Raw genomic sequence first — 15,957 nt, forward strand, 5'->3', positions numbered from 1 at the left:
CCATCACAATCCCCTGGTTACCAGCGTTCCCGTGTATTCTATTTATGCGCACCCTGATCAGATAAAGGACCCCGGGCAGACGGCGGATAAAGTTGCTTCCGTTCTGGGGATCAGCCGGGATGAAGTATATAAGAAACTGGCAGGCCGGGAGCCGTTCGTCTGGCTGGAACACAGGGTGGAATTCGACCGGGTCAGGAAGTTACAAGGCGTCAACGGCCTTGGTTTTGTCGAGTCCAGTACCCGTTTTTACAAGCAGGGTAACCTTGCCGCAGCTGTTTTGGGCTTTGTGGGGGATGACAACCAGGGCCTCAATGGCCTGGAGAAAAGCTATGACACGGAACTGCGGGGCGTACCCGGAAAAATGGTGCTGGAAATTGACGCCCAGGGACGGCAGATCCCTCAGAGCGGGGTTGTGTTACAGCCCTCGGAAGCAGGAAACAACCTGGTGCTCACCCTGGATCAGACCATCCAGTACTATGTGGAGCGGGAGCTGGACAGGATTGTTTCTGATTACCAGCCGAAGTGGGCGACTATTCTGGTTATGGACCCCAGAACCGGAGAAATCCTGGCCATGGGCAGCCGTCCCACCTTCGACCCCTCACACTGGCAGAAATTCTCCCGGGAAACCTGGGAAAAGAACCCGGTCACCCTCTATACCTATGAGCCCGGTTCAACCTTCAAGATGGTCACCGCGGCGGCAGCCCTGGAGGAGGGCGTGGTACGGCCTTCCGACTGGTTTAACGATACGGGTTACATCGTGGTCAAGGGGCGGCGTATTTACTGTTGGGACCGCCGGGGACACGGCAAAGAGTCTTTCGCCCAGGCTGTGGGGAACTCCTGTAACCCGGTTTTTGTCCAGGTAGGGTTGAAACTGGGCAGAGAGCGGTTTTATAAATATGTCCGGGGTTTTGGTTTTGGAACTCCTACGGGCATCGATCTGCCTGGTGAAGAATCCGGTGTGGTGCTGCCTGAGGCCTCGGCTTCAGAACTGGATGTAGCTACCATGGCTATCGGGCAGTCCATTGCGGTTACGCCCATTCAGCTTTTAAGTGCTGTTTCTGCCATAGCCAACGGTGGTTATCTCATGCAGCCCCATGTGGTCAGGGCTGTAGAGGACGGGTCGGGGAAGATTATCCGGGCAATAGCCCCAAGGGTGATACGGCAGGTTATCTCTAAGGATACCGCCCGGGAACTGGCCGGGTTGCTGGAAAAGGTTGTCCTTGAAGGCACAGGAAAGAAAGCCCTGGTGGAAGGTTACAGAGTTGCGGGGAAGACAGGTACCGCCCAGGTGCCGGGTCCGGGTGGGTATGTAGAAGGGAAGTATGTTGCTTCCTTTGCCGGTTTTGCTCCTGCCGGAGATCCCCGTATTGCCGTGCTGGTAGTTGTTGCGGAACCCCGGGGACAGGAATATCATGGGGGTGAAGTGGCTGCTCCGGCTTTCAGTGCTGTAGTTCGGGATACCTTGCGTTACCTGGGGGTTCCCGAGGACCCCGGGCGGGAGGTACAGCGTCCCTCCACCGGGCGGAGTGGTCTGGTCGCCGTACCCAATGTGGTCGGTTTTCCGGTAGCAGATGCCTGCTGGTTGCTGCAGGAGTGGGGGTTGCGGTCCTGGTCTCCAGGGAAAACCGGTCTGGTGACCGGTCAGGAGCCGGCTGCAGGTATGCGCGTTTCTCCGGGTACCACCGTAAGTCTACGAATTACTGCCAGCCAGTCTCCACACCGGCTGGTTGTTCCAGATTTGTGCGGGCTTACGGTAAAAAAGGCGGGTTCAATCCTGGAGGAACTGGGCTTGAAATTCAAAGCGTCCGGTAGCGGTGTGGCTCTCCGGCAACGCCCGGAAGCGGGCAGCCGCGCAGCTCCGGGAACCACGGTTTTGGTGGAATTCGGGCCTCCCCGGGCAGAGACGGCCCCTGCAGGAATTTCTCAAAGCGGTCGCGAAAAAGTGCCGTAAATAATTCCCTCTGAACTGACCCTCTAAGGACTCGATAATCAAATCAGAACCGGAGGTAACAGGTTGTGAATTGGGGAGATATGGTGGCTGCCTTGCGGCAGAAGGTGCTCAAAGAACGGCCGCTGATACACCACATTACCAATCTGGTTGTGACGAATCTAACCGCCAACGTTACCCTGGCCGCTGGAGCTTCACCGGTGATGGCTCATGCCCTGGAAGAGGTGGCTGATATGGCGCGTCTGGCCCGGTGTGTCGTATTGAATATGGGGACGCTTACATCGGACGAAGTGGAAGCCATGCTGCTGGCAGGCCGGGCGGCCAATGCAGCCGGTATTCCCGTTGTCTTCGACCCTGTGGGTGCGGGAGCTACTCCTTTTCGCACAACGACTGCACAGCGGATTTTAAGGGAACTGCGTATCGACATTTTGCGGGGTAACGCTTCGGAAATTGCTGCCGTGAGTGGCCTCGGCGGGCAGACGAAGGGTGTGGACGCCGGAGAAGTATTACTGCCCGTTGAGCGGGTGGCCAGGCAGGTTGCGCGGGATTCGGGTACTGTGGTTGTGATAACGGGAGCTACTGATTATATTACCGACGGGGAACGATTGATTGCGGTGGATAACGGGCATGCCCTGTTAACGGCAGTGACAGGTACGGGGTGCTCTGCCACCAGTATAATTGCTGCGTTCCGAGCGGTGGAACCTGACAGCGTAACGGCTGGTGCAGCAGCTCTCGCTTATTTCGGCCTGGCCGCCGAGTATGCTGCTGCAGCCAGCCGTGGGCCGGCCAGCTTTCAGGTGGCCCTGCTGGATGCTCTGTACAATATGGGAGGAGAAGAACTGAGGCGGGGCGTGAAAATACGGGAACTTTAGCTTTGTCGGGGGCAGTGTCAACCATAAGACAGAGGAATGGTCGCCGGCTTGACAGAAAAAAAGCTCAAATTGTGTCACAATAGAGGCAAGCACGCGTGAAAAAACCATATACCTCCTTCTTCCCTTTTCCCACCTTCTAGCCGGTGGGAAATTTTTTCTCTCAGGAAAGATCCACCTCGTATACCCGGTAACGTTTAGCCGGTGGATCCGGGTTAACCCTCCTCACCATTTTCAAGACTACTGAATTATCCTCGTGAATCTGAGACATTTCTATCAGACTGTGCGGGGGAAGGCCGGCATGACATGCTTCCAGTAGCAGGGCCTCGATTCCACGCTGCCGGAATTCCGGTAGCACTGCCAGAAGGGCCAGCCTGAAGGCTGACTTCCCTCCCGCCGCTCCTTCTGTATGCGGTATACAAAAACAAATTCCCACCGGGTGCTGGCCGACCCGAGCCAGCAGAAGCAGGCGGGGGTCCGCCACCCTTTGATAATAACGTAACATACTTAAGACTTCTTGACGGGTGAGGGAAATGTAGCCCCAGTTCCGTTCCATCGAGTGGTTCAGTATATAATGTATCGCTTCCACCTGCCGGTTCAGGGGCAAGCCGGCATTTAAGGGATATACCTTCGTGCCCGCATAACGCCTGGCCCGGCGGGCCACCCGTTTTATCTCTTCTGGCAGCGGTTCTCCGGCCAGCCATTGGAATGCCAGGAGATCTGTCAGTTTCTTGCACCTGCAGTTTTCGAAAAGCTCCTGGTAATAGGGGGGATTATAAGGAAGGGCGAAGGCCGGCGGGGCGGAAAAACCTTCGATTAAAAGACCTACACGCTGGTTGGTATTTACCGTAGCCGGGCCGACCATCCGCCGGCACTTCTCACCCTGGAGCCACCTCCCTGCTGCTTCCAGCAGGGCGAGGGCTATTTGTTCATCCGGGACTGCTTCAAAGGCACCAAAAAAACCCGTAGTCTCCTCCCGGCAGTATTCATCGACTGCACAGGCTATCCGTCCCACGGGTCTCTCATTTTGCAGAGCCAGGAATAGGGCCAGGCGAACATGATGTAGTGTGGGGTTGGTCCGGGGGTCAAACAGGAAAACCGTTTCCCGCCGGTTCGCCAGGGCTGTCCTGCTATTCCGGCCGTAGATCAATTCCGCCAGTCCCAGAAAGGAAGAGAATTGCGCCATGTTCTGGACGCGAATGACTTTCAATGACATTGAAATACCCGCCCTCTTTTTTTCTTTCAGGATATGCCGGGGCGGGTTAAGAGGAGAAGGAAATTCTGCGGCGACCCTGAATTAATTAAGGGAAAAGAGGTGAGGCGGATGTCGTTTCGTAATCTACCTGGCCCGGCAAAGCTTGCACTGGGTATTTTAGCCTGGGCGTTTGTTCTGTGGGTTTTTATCCTCGGTTATCCGGCCTTGGCCCCGGTAGCCAGATTTATTTTTGGAGTCCTGGTGCTGCCCTGCGCCCTGGTGGAATGGTTGAAAATGAAAAGAATGGTGGCTGGCAGGACTGCCGGCCTTCTGCGTCTGGTAATCATTATGCTGGCCTTTTTTCTCTGGTTGTTGGTGACTAAATATCAATAACTAAAATTTGATTAAATTCCCTGCCATCAGGCCCACCCCGAAGGCAACGACAGTACAGACCAGAACCCAGAGCAATTCCTTTTGGACACGTTTCGTGAGGTGTTCCAGGGACTCTCCCACGGCAGTCTCAACGGTTCCGGTTCTGTTTTTTTCTCTGGTCATTTTGATACCTCGCTCTCTTGATGTATTTGTCGGAGGCGGCGTTTTAACCGCTCGGACTACTGCCACATGCCATGCGGTTGGTAACGGTCCCCGTCCGCCAAACGGTACTTTACGGCCAGCGCACGGGTACGGTTACCTTGTTTTCAATGCTGCCATCCCTGCCACTGATCGAGTATACCTCAAGGGTGCCTTTTCCGCCCTGCGGAGGGTGGAAGTTCAATCGCATTTCAAAGTCTCCCCGTTCGGGAGCGCCTCTGGTAGCGGTGGTATATGCGCTGGCCAGGACGTTGCCCTGGCTGTCAAGCAACCTGGCGTAAACTGTTCCTTCGTAAACTCTGGCACTGCCCTTGACCAGCAGCGGTACGCCGGTTACCTGACCCGGGGTGGGGTGGGTTACCCAGATGGCCGGTTCGTAAACCCTGGATAAATCCCTCTGGAAAGGCTGATCATATAAACCTACATGTCCCCACCAGTCCAGGGTACGTTCGTCCACCCTGCCTTCTACCTGGAACGCTACGCGGCGTATTGCCGGGAACTCGGTTAACGTGTTGACCACGCTCTGAATGCCCAGAGCCTCTCCTTCTGCGCCCGCAGAGGGATGTTCCAGTACCTCCCTGGAGAAGTTAACTGTTGCCAGGCCGTCCTTTACAGTTACACCCAGGACCCTGGTATTGGTGGGGAGAATACGCGTAGCTCCCGGGGTGGATGGTTCACCGGAAATTAATTCCTGTACAGCCGCCAGGGCTGGATCCTTCGTTGGAGGTATCCGGTGGATTTCCCGTACCAGATAGTTTTCCTGGCCTGTTGATTTTATGTAATAAACAGCCACGGGCAGAGGCTGGGACGGCGCAGGAGCGGGCAAGTCATTTGCCGGTTCCGGTTGCCTGGACCAGGCACAGCTTGTTGTAAGCAGCCATAAAAGGAAAAGGCTTATAACCAGTCCCGGCCTCTTCCGACCGTATTTGAACATTTCCACCTGTAACTCCACTTCCTGTCAAAGCTGTTCTTACTCAAGTATACCACTTGAATCATGATCTGTCACCCGGGGACGGCCTGGCCGGGTCCGGGCAGAAATACAGTAAAAGCAGCCAGGGCCCCCTTCAAAAAGGCGGGTGCTGCCGGCTGCTTTTCGTGACACCTTCGATGTTAATGACTGTGGTGCCCGCTGGCCTTTTCTTCGACCTTCTCCATCACCTGGCTGATGGGTCCGGCAAATATAGCCGCCAGAACGCCTGCACCTAAAACTACGGCTATGCCTGCGAAAAATGCCGTCCAATCAAACATAATTCCCGCCCCCCTTTTCCCGGCAACCACTGTCTAACAGGTTCTTGCTGTTATTTCAAATGTATCACCCACGGGGTGAGAAGTCAACCGGTGCGGCCGAACATTTGTTGATATTGCTCCAGGGTCATGAGAATGGCCCGGGGTTTGCTTCCTTCGAATTTGCCCACGATACCTCGCTGCTCCATAATGTCGATCAACCGGGCTGCCCTTGCATAACCAATGTGGAGCCTCCGCTGGAGCATGGAAATGGATGCATTGCCGTTTTCTATAAGTATTTTGACTGCCTGGGGGAGCAGTTCGTCTTCTTCCTCCATCACGTCTGCTTCCTCTTCGACCGGTGGTTCCTCCATCACACGCTGGTCATATACGGGTTGAGCCTGTTCTCTCAGGAACGAGGTGAGATTTTCAACCTCCTGATCCGACAGGTAGGCTCCCTGCACGCGTATGGGTTTCGGAGCGCCTACCGGGAAAAAGAGCATATCACCTTTGCCAAGTAATTTTTCTGCTCCTCCCATATCCAGGATGGTTCGGGAATCCATCTGGGAGGAAACGGCAAAGGAAATGCGCGAGGGGATATTGGCCTTGATCAGCCCGGTGATTACATCAACCGAAGGACGCTGGGTGGCTACAACCAGGTGGAGCCCGGCAGCCCGGGCCATCTGGGCCAGCCGGCAGATGGAATCCTCCACGTCGGCCGGAGCTACCATCATCAAGTCTGCCAGTTCGTCAATGATAATCACGACAAAAGGTAGAGGACCTTCCTGCTGTATCGTTGTGGCTGCTGCAACTCCGTCCCGGGGTGCCTGATCCGGTACCGGGTTTTGGCCGGCTTTCCGGAACAGCTCATTGTAACGTTTGATGTCCCTTACCCCCGTACGGGCAAAAAGCTCATACCGCCGTTCCATTTCCTTAACTGCCCAGCGTAAAACTCCGGCCGCCTTTTTGGCGTCGGTGACCACTGGAGATACCAGGTGGGGGATGCCGTTATAAGTAATAAGTTCGACCATTTTGGGATCAATCATTAAAAATTTGACTTCGTCGGGAGTGGCCTTGAATAAAATACTGGCGATTAACGTATTTATACATACACTTTTTCCTGAGCCGGTGGCGCCTGCCACCAGCAGGTGCGGCATTTTGCCCAGGTCTGCAATGACGGGTGCTCCGGCAATATCGCGACCTAAAACTACGGTCAGGCGCGAGGGGTTTTCTGCAAACTCCCTGGTTTCCAGTAATTCCCTGAGCTGTACGGTGGCTATTTCCCGGTTGGGTACCTCGATACCCACGGCTGCTTTACCGGGGATAGGTGCTTCGATGCGTACACCGGGAGCTGCCATGGCCAGGGCGATGTCGTCAGCCAGGCTTACAATGCGGCTGACCTTTATGCCGGCTGGAGGCTGGATCTCATACCGGGTGATGGCCGGCCCTACGGATACCTGGGTCACCCGCGCCTGGATGTTGAAACTGGCCAGGGTTTCTTCGAGGATCTGTCTTTTTTCAGCAATCTCCCGCTCTAAAATTGAATTGTCCCTGGGTCTGGGTTTAGCCAGAAGGCCGGTGGAAGGGAGCCGGTAGGGCCTGCCATCAGCCAGGGCACAGGGGATTGCTTCTACATCCTGAGTTCCGCCATCTTGCTTGTGCTTTTCCTTTTGCTGCCGGCGGCTTCTTGTACCCCCCGCCCGGGTTTCCGTCTCTCCAGCCAGGACTTCAGGTTGCGGCAGGGGGAGATCATCTTTTCTCTCGGGAGTGGTGGGGGAACCGGCTTGTTTCGGGATCCGTTCTTCTCCCACTTCTTCAAAGAAAAAGTCGGACAGCCGCTTGCTCAGGTGCCGGGCCGTGCTGTGTACGGCCCCGGCCACAATGCCCGCAAATCTGGCCGGGGATTGGCCGGTGAGCAGCACGAAGCCGGTTGTTACGAGAAAGGCCAGCATGATATAGCTTCCGACAACGCCGAAACACAGGTACATTACATAACCACAGGCGGCTCCCACCAATCCACCGCCCTGTCCCTGCCACGCGGCGCGAAAAAACAGGGCTGGCGGTATGAATAAGTGCAAAAAGGTCAGAGTGCTGATCAACAATATTACCGGTCCCCAGGCGCGGACTGTTATTCCGTCAACCTTTCCGCGGCGCATAATTTTTACGCCGAAAAATAATAGGGTTAGCGGTAACAGGTAACGGCCGCTTCCGGCGGTCAGCGTCAAGCTCCGGGCAAGAAACTGCCCGAGCTTTCCTGCTGCCGGTGTTAATAAGCTGGCCATGCTGAACAGCGCCAGGGTTATGATGGCCAGGCCGTACAGTTCGAATTTAAGTTCCTCCAACCACGGTTTGGCCACAGGTTCCCCTCCTTGCAACTTAGAACGACCTGACATGACAAAAGGCTTCCGTTTTCATCATATCTTGAGCTTACCATAAAGTGGACGAAGAGGCAAGTTGACCTGTACAACCCGGGTGGAGGTTTAAGAAAACGCAGCCTTACCCGGCGGTCCGGCTGCGTCTGAAAAACCGTGGATTACCTGGGACGGGTACTTTGTTTGGAACCCCGGACGCTGGTTCCGGCTTTCAGCCGCCCGTACCGGATTCCCGTCACGGCCAGCGCGATCAGCAGCAGGCTGACCATCTGGGCCACCCTGACCGGTCCCAGCATCAGGCTGTCGGTTCGCAAACCTTCAATAAAGAATCGTCCCGCAGAGTAAAGCCCCAGGTATAAAAGGGCCACCTCGCCACTGAAGCGCTTTCTGGGCCAGTACCACATCAGGAAGGCGAAGACCGCCAGGTCCCACAGCGATTCGTACAAAAAGGTGGGGTGATAGTATTGACCTCCGATAAGCATTTGCCGGCGAATAAAGTCCGGGAAATGAGCCATGAACTCCGGAGATACAGGACCTCCGTGCGCTTCCTGGTTGAAGAAGTTGCCCCACCGGCCAATGGCCTGGCCCAGGATGACACCGGGTGCCATAATGTCGGCCAGCAGCGGGATAGAAAGTTTATGCCGGCGGGCATACCATACCCCGGCCAGAGTCCCTCCGAGCAGGCCTCCGTGGATGGCGAGCCCCCCGTGCCAGATGGCCAGGGCTTCCAGGGGGTTGTGCTGGTAGTGGGGCCACTCAAAAATTACATAGTATAGCCGGGCACCAATTATGGCTGCCGGGATGATCAGCGTAACCATGTTCAGGATGTGATTGGGGTCTACTTTGTTTTGCTCTGCCCGGCGCAGGGCTAAAAAGGTGCCGGTTAAAAAGGCCGTGGCCATAATAAGGCCGTACCAGCGGATCTGTAACGGGCCGATCTGGATTGCTACGGGGTCAATCATAAAATCACCTCGCAAAGAAGTCAATCTGTCTTATAACCATATCATCCATACCTTATTTAAAAAATAAACCCTACCGTTATCGGGTAGGGTAAATGAATGACGGTAAAAAACTAGCGGAAACTTGCCCGGCGGTTGGATGCCATACATTCCCGGCAGTAAATCGGCTTACGGCCGGTGGGCTTGAAGGGCACCCGCGTGGGCGCACCACATGCGGAGCAGAAGGTATCGTACATCTGTTGCTCCGCCCCTCCGAAGTTACCGCTGTTACGCTGCTTGCGTTGACGACGGCAGTCACGGCACCGGGTGGGTTCGTTCATCAGACCTTTCTCGGCGTAAAAGGCCTGTTCTCCGGCGGTGAAGATGAAATCGGCGCCGCAGTCACGGCAGGTAAGCACTTTGTCCTCGTAAGACACAAATACTCCTCTCCTTTCAGGGACTTACTGGTTCAGGGGCCCAAACACAAACTACCCGCTCCCTAATCCAGGAGAAGAGTATTTGCCGGTAACCACCAACCAGTTTGAATTCCATTTGATTATATCACAGCCACGTTCTACTGTCCATAGGGGGGCAGTCCAAAAAAATTCTGGGACGTGGGATTTCGAAAGGCAAGGGTGTTCATTTACTCCTGTAGCGCAATTCTGCCCGCTGCTTGAAGGTGGCATCATAATCCACCTGGAGATCGGGACTGAAGACGACCCCGTACACTTCTTGGGCCGCCCGGAGGCTGACCAGCCCTTCCAGTACGTCCTGTCGCACCAGCTCCGGGTCCCGTTCCATGGGGTGACCGTAACCACCGCCACCGGCGGTTTGCAGTATGATGGTGGTTCCTGCCGGTATCGTGCAGGTAAATTTGGCTCCTGGTTCCCAGCTCCCGTTCGTTTCCGTTTCTACGACCGGGCATCCCACCGAACCCACGTCGAAACGTGGGTTGGCAAGTGTGTCGCCTGCCTGCTGAACCACCCTGGTCATTGCCCCGTGTCCGGGCAGACCGCCTGCCAGGCCCCAGGGAGGCGATTTTACCCGTTCCGTACTTACCGCTACTGTAGCTTCTCCCCTCAAGACGGTGATTTCCCGCGTCATGCCCAGCCCGCCGCGGTGTTTTCCTGCTCCGCCCGTATCGGGAACCAGCGCGTAGCGTTCCACCCTTAACGGGTAGGACTGTTCGATTACTTCCACTGGTGTGTTACGGGTGTTGGTCATGTTCACATGTACTCCGTCCATCCCGTCCTGGTTGTATTTCGCCCCCTGCCCGCCGCCGTATGTTTCCACATAAGAATAATATATACCGGTGACGGGGTCGACGCCGCCTATGGTGAAGTTGCTCATACTGCCAGTTCCCGCTGCCGTGACACGCTCCGGTACCGCCCGGGCCAGGGCCCCCAGGAGCACGTCTGTGATGCGTTGAGCAGTATTGATGTTGGCATGGGCCACCGGGGCTGGGAAGACTGGATTCACCAGACTCCCTTCGGGCGTAATTACCTCTACGGCCTGGTTCAGGCCGTCACTGGAAGGCAGGTCGGGGTCCACCACTGCCTTTACTGTGTAGTAGACACAGGCCATGGTTACCCCCCTGGTGGCATTGACCGGCCCTTTTACCTGGGGGTGAGTGCCGCTGAAATCTACCGTAAGCCCTTTATCGTGTCGGGTGACAGCTGCCCGTATATTGATAAATTTTTCTCCCAGACCGTCCCCTTCCAGGAAGTCTTCAAACTCGTAAGTTCCCCCAGGTATTATTTCCAGGGCGGCCAGGAGCCGGCGGTAGGTGTAGCTGATGATTTGTTCCATCAACTGTTTTAAAACACCCGGCCCGTAGTACTCCGCTAGCTCAACAAGCCTTTTAATCCCGCGGTCATTGGCCGTGAGTTGAGCCTGTATATCACCATGAAATTCTCTGACAGTTCGCAGGTTGTGCGACAAGAGTTTTAAAAGCTCTTCGTTAATCCTGCCCCGCCTGCGGATTTTAACCGGCGGTATACGAATGCCCTCCTGGAAAATTTCCGTGGCGGTGGTGGACATACTGCCTGGAACTGCGCCGCCCACATCTACATGGTGGGCGAGGTTGGCCACCAGGGCTATTGGCCTGTTCCGGTAAAAGACGGGGCTCATCACACAGATGTCGGGCAGGTGAGAGCCGCTGATGTAAGGGTCGTTGATGATGACAGCATCGCCTTCCTCGAGTTTCTCCACGGGATATTCCTGCAATACGGCTTTTACCACGGCTGGCATAAGACCGAGGTGCAGGGGAATGTGTTCCGCCTGGGCCACCAGCCGGCCGTCGGCGGTATAGATGGCTGTTGAGCAGTCGCGGCGGTCCTTGATATTGGGGGAAAGAGCCGTTCTGGTAAGGATGGCTCCCATTTCCTCGGCCACGGACTGCAGGGCGTGGCGGGTTACTTCCAGCTGTACGGGATCTATGGCTGTTGGAAACATTTTATCTCCCCACATCCAGGATTAGATTGCCCCACCGGTCCACCCGCAAGGACGTTCCGGGCCATACAAGGGTGGTGGTATCTGATTGTTCAATTACCGCCGGTCCCTTCAGGCTTATACCCGGGTCCAGTTCCCGGCGGTGATAAACCGGTGTGGGTAGAAAACGGTCACGAAAGTATACGGGCCGCACTTCCAGCGGTTCAGGCACCAGGACAGATTCCTTCTTTCTTACAGGGTTGGGAACAGCAGGGCGGGGCAGGCTTCCCAGGACCACCAGCCGCAGGTTCACCACCTCCAGAGGCGCTTTTTCGCGGCAAAATCCGTATTCCTGCCGGTGAAGCAGGTGAAAGCTGCGCCGTAAAATGGAGAGGTCCTCTGCAGTCAGTTGACCGGCCGGCAGCGGCAGGGTGAGGGTATAGGACTGGCCCTGGTAACGCAGATCCGCCTGGCGCGTCATGGTAATGTCCGGGAGGGAAAACCCCTCCTTTTCCAGCTCGCGCCGCCCTTTCTCTTCGAGAGGCGTGTAAAGTTCCGCCAGTTTGTCAGGTTCCGTCTTTTCCAGAAGCAGCAGCACCGTACGTACGTAATCACGGCGGACGTCGGCCTGAAGCATTCCCAGGGCAGAAGTGACACCGGGGTAGCGGGGTATGAGCACATGCGGAATATTCAGCTCCCGGGCCAGTTCCACGGCATGCAGAGGGCCGGCGCCGCCGAAAGCGATAAGAGTGAAATCCCGGGGGTCATGGCCGCGCTGGACCGAGACGACCCGTATTGCCCTTGCCATGGCGGCATTTACCACCCTGATCATGCCTGCCGCGGCTTCTTCAACAGTTAGATTTAAGGGGCGGGCAATCTTTTCTTCGAGGTATTTTCTGGCCAACCGGGGGTTTAAACTCAGTGCGGAGTTTAAATTCCGGTTCGGGTTGATGCGTCCCAGCACAAGGTTGGCGTCGGTTACCGTAGGCTCCGTTCCTCCCTGGCCGTAGCAGGCCGGGCCGGGCTCGGCCCCGGCGCTGGAGGGTCCCACCCGCAGGGCTCCACCGCTGTCCACCCAGCCAATGCTGCCCCCACCCGCCCCGATGGTGTGAATATCCAGCATGGGCAAGCCCAACGGGTAACCACCGATGGTTCCTTCCGTGGTATAGCGCAGTTGTTCTCCTTTAATCAGGCAGATATCCATGCTGGTACCGCCCATATCAGCGGTGATTACGTTGGGGCGTCCGGTCTGGCGGGCCAGGAAAAGACCGGCCAGAACTCCGCCCGCAGGACCCGAAAGGACGGTACGGGCGCTTTCCTGCATGGCCTGGTCGGCCGTGAGCATCCCTCCGCTGGACTGCATGATGAATAAACCGGGCGGTCGTTTGTTGTGCATCCCCGTGCCGGTGATGTTCTTCAGACCTTCCTTCAGCCGTGCCACATAATCGGCTATCCGGGGCTGAACCAGGGCGTTAATTACGGCGGTGCTGGTGCGTTCGTATTCCCGGAATTCGGGCAGGATATCAGAGGAAAGGGTTACCCGGGCGGCGGGGTGATGGCGGGCAATAATTTCCCGGACGCGTTCTTCGTGCCGGGGGTTGGCGTAGGAGTGTAAGAAGCTGACGGCAATGGAAACTATCCCGGCCCGGCGGATTTCTCTCACGATGGCTTCCACTTCTCCTTCATCCAGCGGGATGTATACCCGGCCGTCCGCCATGATCCGTTCGGTCACCTCGAAAGTTAAGCGGCGGGGGATAAGAGGGCGGGGTTTTAGGGCCCAGAAGTCGTAAAGGGAGGGCCGGTTTTGCCGTCCGATGAACAGAATATCCTTAAACCCCCGCGTAACCAGGAGGGCTGCCTCTGCTCCCTTACCTTCCAGGAGGGCGTTGGTGGCCACGGTGGTTCCATGGAGGAGTAATCTTAACCCGGCCGGGTCCAGTCCGGCCGCAGCCGCCGCTCTCGCCAGGCCTTCCAGTACGGCCCTCTCCGGTTCGGATGGGGTGGAGGGAACTTTTGATATCACAATCTCTCCGGTATCTTCCCTTAGCAGGCAGATATCGGTAAATGTACCTCCCGTATCCACGGCGGCCCGGTAAGTCGGGATGTTTTCTGTTATGGATGGTACATCCGTAGAGGGGCTCTGCTCACCAACGAATAATTTCTGACGAAACATTTGGAACACCTCGCCCTCAGGGGGTGGGTTGTTTGAAGTGCCTGTCCAGCCATTCGAACAGAATATTCCAGACCTGATGATAATGTCTGGTGAACTGGTGATCCCCTTCTTTAATCCAGATCAGTTCCCGGGGCTCCCCGGCGGCGTTAAAAATGAGCCGGGCATCGTCGGGTGGGACCACGCTGTCCTGCGTGCCGTGAATGATTAAGAGGGGGCGGGGAGTCAGGCGCGCCGCATCAGCCGGAATGTCATAGAGTTTGAGATCGTGGAAGAACCCTTTTTTTAAGTATATAAGGCCGCCTTCTCCGGCCATGGTTATCATCTCTTCCTGCCGACCATCGACCGGTTCATCGGTAAATGATGAAAAAAGCTCCAGTAACCTGGCCGGGGCGGCCCAGGTACACACTCCGGCTACACGGGGGTCCCGGGCTCCCTGGCAGATGACCGTGGAACCACCGAAACTGCGCCCGACGGTAACAACACGTTTATACCCCTGTTGGAAAAGCCAGTCCACGGCACAGGTAAGGTCATCGACCTGTCCCGAAAGGGTGAGATCTGAAAAATCCCCCTCGCTCTCACCATTACCGGCAAAATCAAAGAGCAGGGTGGACCATCCGCGACGGCCCAGTTCGGTACCGAGTTCCAGAGCTTTCCCACCTCCTTCTTTGCCCCCCGTAAAACCGTGGCAGTGAATGACAATATCACCTGTTTCCCTTGGGCTGCCGTATAAAAGACCGGCCAGTGTCAACCTTCGCGAGTTGGTAAATGTTACCTTTTGCCAGTTGCCTGTCATGGCTGATTCATCCTTTCGTATTAGTCCCAGGTGTAAGCTAAAGATAGCTGTTTGTCATAAAAAAAATCATTTCGCTTTTTGACGGCTTTTTTCCTGTTTCAAATTATGGATTGCATCAGCCGGAATTTTATGATATAGTTAATGCATGCATTTTACGTTGCAGGGAGGCTGTACCATGGTACTGGTGGGCACTACCAGGGGCATGACTATGATGGGGTCGGGCATGACTATGCGCGGCCTGCTGATCATGACCAATTTTGGTGCCCTGCCCGCAACCTAGTGGTACGTCCCGGTCTTCCAACATATCCCAGTGACAAGGCCACCTGGTGCGGGTGGCTTTAAATTTTTCGGTGCCGGGCACTGGAAAATAAAGAATAAAATTGGGGGGAGAGTAACAATTGCTGGTAGTGCAGAAATACGGCGGTAGTTCTGTGGCCACACCTGAGCGCATCCGGCGGGTGGCCCAAAGGGTGGTCGAGGTGCGCCGGCAGGGGCACCAGGTGGTGGTTGTTGTTTCTGCTATGGGGGACACTACTGATGAACTGATTGATTTAATGCATAAAATAACCGAAAATCCTCCCGAGCGTGAAGTGGACATGCTGTTGTCAACCGGCGAGCAGGTTTCCGTCGCGTTGCTGGCCATGGCCATTAACAGCCTGGGGGAGCAGGTTGTTTCTCTTAGCGGTTCCCAGGCAGGTATACTCACCGACAATGTGCATACCAAGGCGCGCATTGTTGAAGTTAAAGCCGATCGTATCCAGCAGGAACTGGCTGCGGGCAGGATAGTGGTGGTGGCAGGTTTCCAGGGGGTGAATGACGCCAATGATGTTACTACTTTGGGTAGAGGTGGTTCCGATACTACCGCTGTGGCTCTGGCTGCTGCCTTGAGAGCGGACCTTTGCGAGATCTACACCGATGTCGATGGTGTTTTCACCGCTGATCCGCGTATAGTTCCCGATGCCCGCAAGCTGCCCAGCGTTTCTTATGACGAGATGCTGGAACTGGCCCACCTGGGTGCCGGAGTACTCCATTACCGGGCGGTGGAATGTGCAAAGCTTCACGGTGTTCCTCTGCATGTGCGCAGCAGTTTCAACTATAACCCTGGGACCATTGTTAAGGAGGTTTGTGAAATGGAAAGGTCCATGGTTGTGACCGGTGTGGCTCATGACTTAAACATTGCCAAAGTTGCCCTTTTTGACGTATATGACCGCCCGGGTATCGCCTGGAGGATCTTCCGGGCACTGGCTGATGAGAATATCAATGTGGACATGATCATCCAGAGCGCCATGCGGGACGGACTTAATGACATAGCCTTCACCGTCAACAAGAGTGATCTCAAGAAGACCCTGGCCGTCCTGGAAAGAATCAAGGACCAGGTGGGCGCTACGGGTTATACTTACGATGAAGATGTGGCCAAAGTTTCT

At 55.8% G+C, this 15,957-nt stretch carries 15 protein-coding genes; 5 read left to right on the forward strand and 10 right to left on the reverse strand.

What is annotated here, in order from left to right; genetic code table 11:
* Together ACPLUI_RS03785 and thiM are read left to right on the forward strand one after the other, a co-directional pair.
* Window positions 1-1,951, forward strand: a 1,951-nt coding sequence (locus ACPLUI_RS03785) for a penicillin-binding transpeptidase domain-containing protein (protein WP_424658945.1), incomplete at its 5' end; no start/stop codon positions are given.
* Between the two features lie 65 nt (window positions 1,952-2,016).
* Window positions 2,017-2,820, forward strand: coding sequence for a hydroxyethylthiazole kinase (gene thiM / locus ACPLUI_RS03790; protein ID WP_424658946.1), 804 nt, complete (start codon window positions 2,017-2,019; stop codon window positions 2,818-2,820).
* Between the two features lie 160 nt (window positions 2,821-2,980).
* Here thiM and ACPLUI_RS03795 read toward each other — a convergent pair whose 3' ends face one another.
* Window positions 2,981-4,033 (reverse strand): hypothetical protein, encoded by a 1,053-nt coding sequence (locus ACPLUI_RS03795; RefSeq protein WP_424658947.1) that lies wholly within the window; start codon window positions 4,031-4,033, stop codon window positions 2,981-2,983.
* Window positions 4,034-4,141: 108 nt separating this feature from the next.
* On the opposite strand from ACPLUI_RS03795, the gene ACPLUI_RS03800 reads away from it, so the two are divergent.
* On the forward strand, window positions 4,142-4,405 hold the full coding sequence (locus ACPLUI_RS03800; RefSeq protein WP_424658948.1) for a hypothetical protein: 264 nt from the start codon (window positions 4,142-4,144) through the stop codon (window positions 4,403-4,405).
* Here the strand turns inward: ACPLUI_RS03800 and ACPLUI_RS03805 are convergent, their stop codons facing one another.
* From ACPLUI_RS03805 to ACPLUI_RS03845, 9 genes are all read right to left on the reverse strand, one after another.
* A complete protein-coding gene (locus tag ACPLUI_RS03805) occupies window positions 4,406-4,567 on the reverse strand; it encodes a hypothetical protein (RefSeq protein WP_424658949.1) in 162 nt (53 codons plus the stop codon). It lies immediately after the preceding gene.
* A gap of 109 nt (window positions 4,568-4,676) precedes the next feature.
* On the reverse strand, window positions 4,677-5,537 hold the full coding sequence (locus ACPLUI_RS03810; RefSeq protein ID WP_424658950.1) for a Gmad2 immunoglobulin-like domain-containing protein: 861 nt from the start codon (window positions 5,535-5,537) through the stop codon (window positions 4,677-4,679).
* A 176-nt stretch (window positions 5,538-5,713) separates the two neighbouring features.
* Complete coding sequence (locus tag ACPLUI_RS03815) at window positions 5,714-5,851, reverse strand: hypothetical protein (protein WP_424658951.1); 138 nt, start codon at window positions 5,849-5,851, stop codon at window positions 5,714-5,716.
* Window positions 5,852-5,934: 83 nt separating this feature from the next.
* Window positions 5,935-8,184: a DNA translocase FtsK 4TM domain-containing protein gene (locus ACPLUI_RS03820; RefSeq protein WP_424658952.1), complete on the reverse strand. Its 2,250-nt coding sequence runs from the start codon at window positions 8,182-8,184 to the stop codon at window positions 5,935-5,937.
* A gap of 176 nt (window positions 8,185-8,360) precedes the next feature.
* Window positions 8,361-9,161 carry a prolipoprotein diacylglyceryl transferase gene (lgt, locus tag ACPLUI_RS03825; RefSeq protein ID WP_424658953.1) on the reverse strand — a complete coding sequence of 267 codons (801 nt, stop codon included), beginning with the start codon at window positions 9,159-9,161 and terminating at the stop codon, window positions 8,361-8,363.
* A 110-nt stretch (window positions 9,162-9,271) separates the two neighbouring features.
* On the reverse strand, window positions 9,272-9,574 hold the full coding sequence (locus tag ACPLUI_RS03830; RefSeq protein WP_424658954.1) for a zinc-ribbon domain containing protein: 303 nt from the start codon (window positions 9,572-9,574) through the stop codon (window positions 9,272-9,274).
* 202 nt (window positions 9,575-9,776) lie between these two features.
* Window positions 9,777-11,591, reverse strand: coding sequence for a hydantoinase B/oxoprolinase family protein (locus ACPLUI_RS03835; RefSeq protein ID WP_424658955.1), 1,815 nt, complete (start codon window positions 11,589-11,591; stop codon window positions 9,777-9,779).
* A 1-nt stretch (window position 11,592) separates the two neighbouring features.
* Complete coding sequence (locus ACPLUI_RS03840) at window positions 11,593-13,740, reverse strand: hydantoinase/oxoprolinase family protein (RefSeq protein WP_424658956.1); 2,148 nt, start codon at window positions 13,738-13,740, stop codon at window positions 11,593-11,595.
* 16 nt (window positions 13,741-13,756) lie between these two features.
* Complete coding sequence (locus ACPLUI_RS03845) at window positions 13,757-14,533, reverse strand: alpha/beta hydrolase (RefSeq protein WP_424658957.1); 777 nt, start codon at window positions 14,531-14,533, stop codon at window positions 13,757-13,759.
* Between the two features lie 145 nt (window positions 14,534-14,678).
* Here ACPLUI_RS03845 and ACPLUI_RS03850 point away from each other — a divergent pair, with 145 nt between their 5' ends.
* Together ACPLUI_RS03850 and ACPLUI_RS03855 are read left to right on the forward strand one after the other, a co-directional pair.
* Window positions 14,679-14,813 carry a hypothetical protein gene (locus ACPLUI_RS03850; RefSeq protein WP_424658958.1) on the forward strand — a complete coding sequence of 45 codons (135 nt, stop codon included), beginning with the start codon at window positions 14,679-14,681 and terminating at the stop codon, window positions 14,811-14,813.
* A 118-nt stretch (window positions 14,814-14,931) separates the two neighbouring features.
* Window positions 14,932-15,957 (forward strand): aspartate kinase (locus ACPLUI_RS03855; RefSeq protein WP_424658959.1); only part of this gene is annotated, 1,026 nt, incomplete at its 3' end.

It is taken from the genome of Desulfofundulus sp., from assembly GCF_049701015.1.
Classification (GTDB): domain Bacteria; phylum Bacillota; class Desulfotomaculia; order Desulfotomaculales; family Desulfovirgulaceae; genus Desulfofundulus.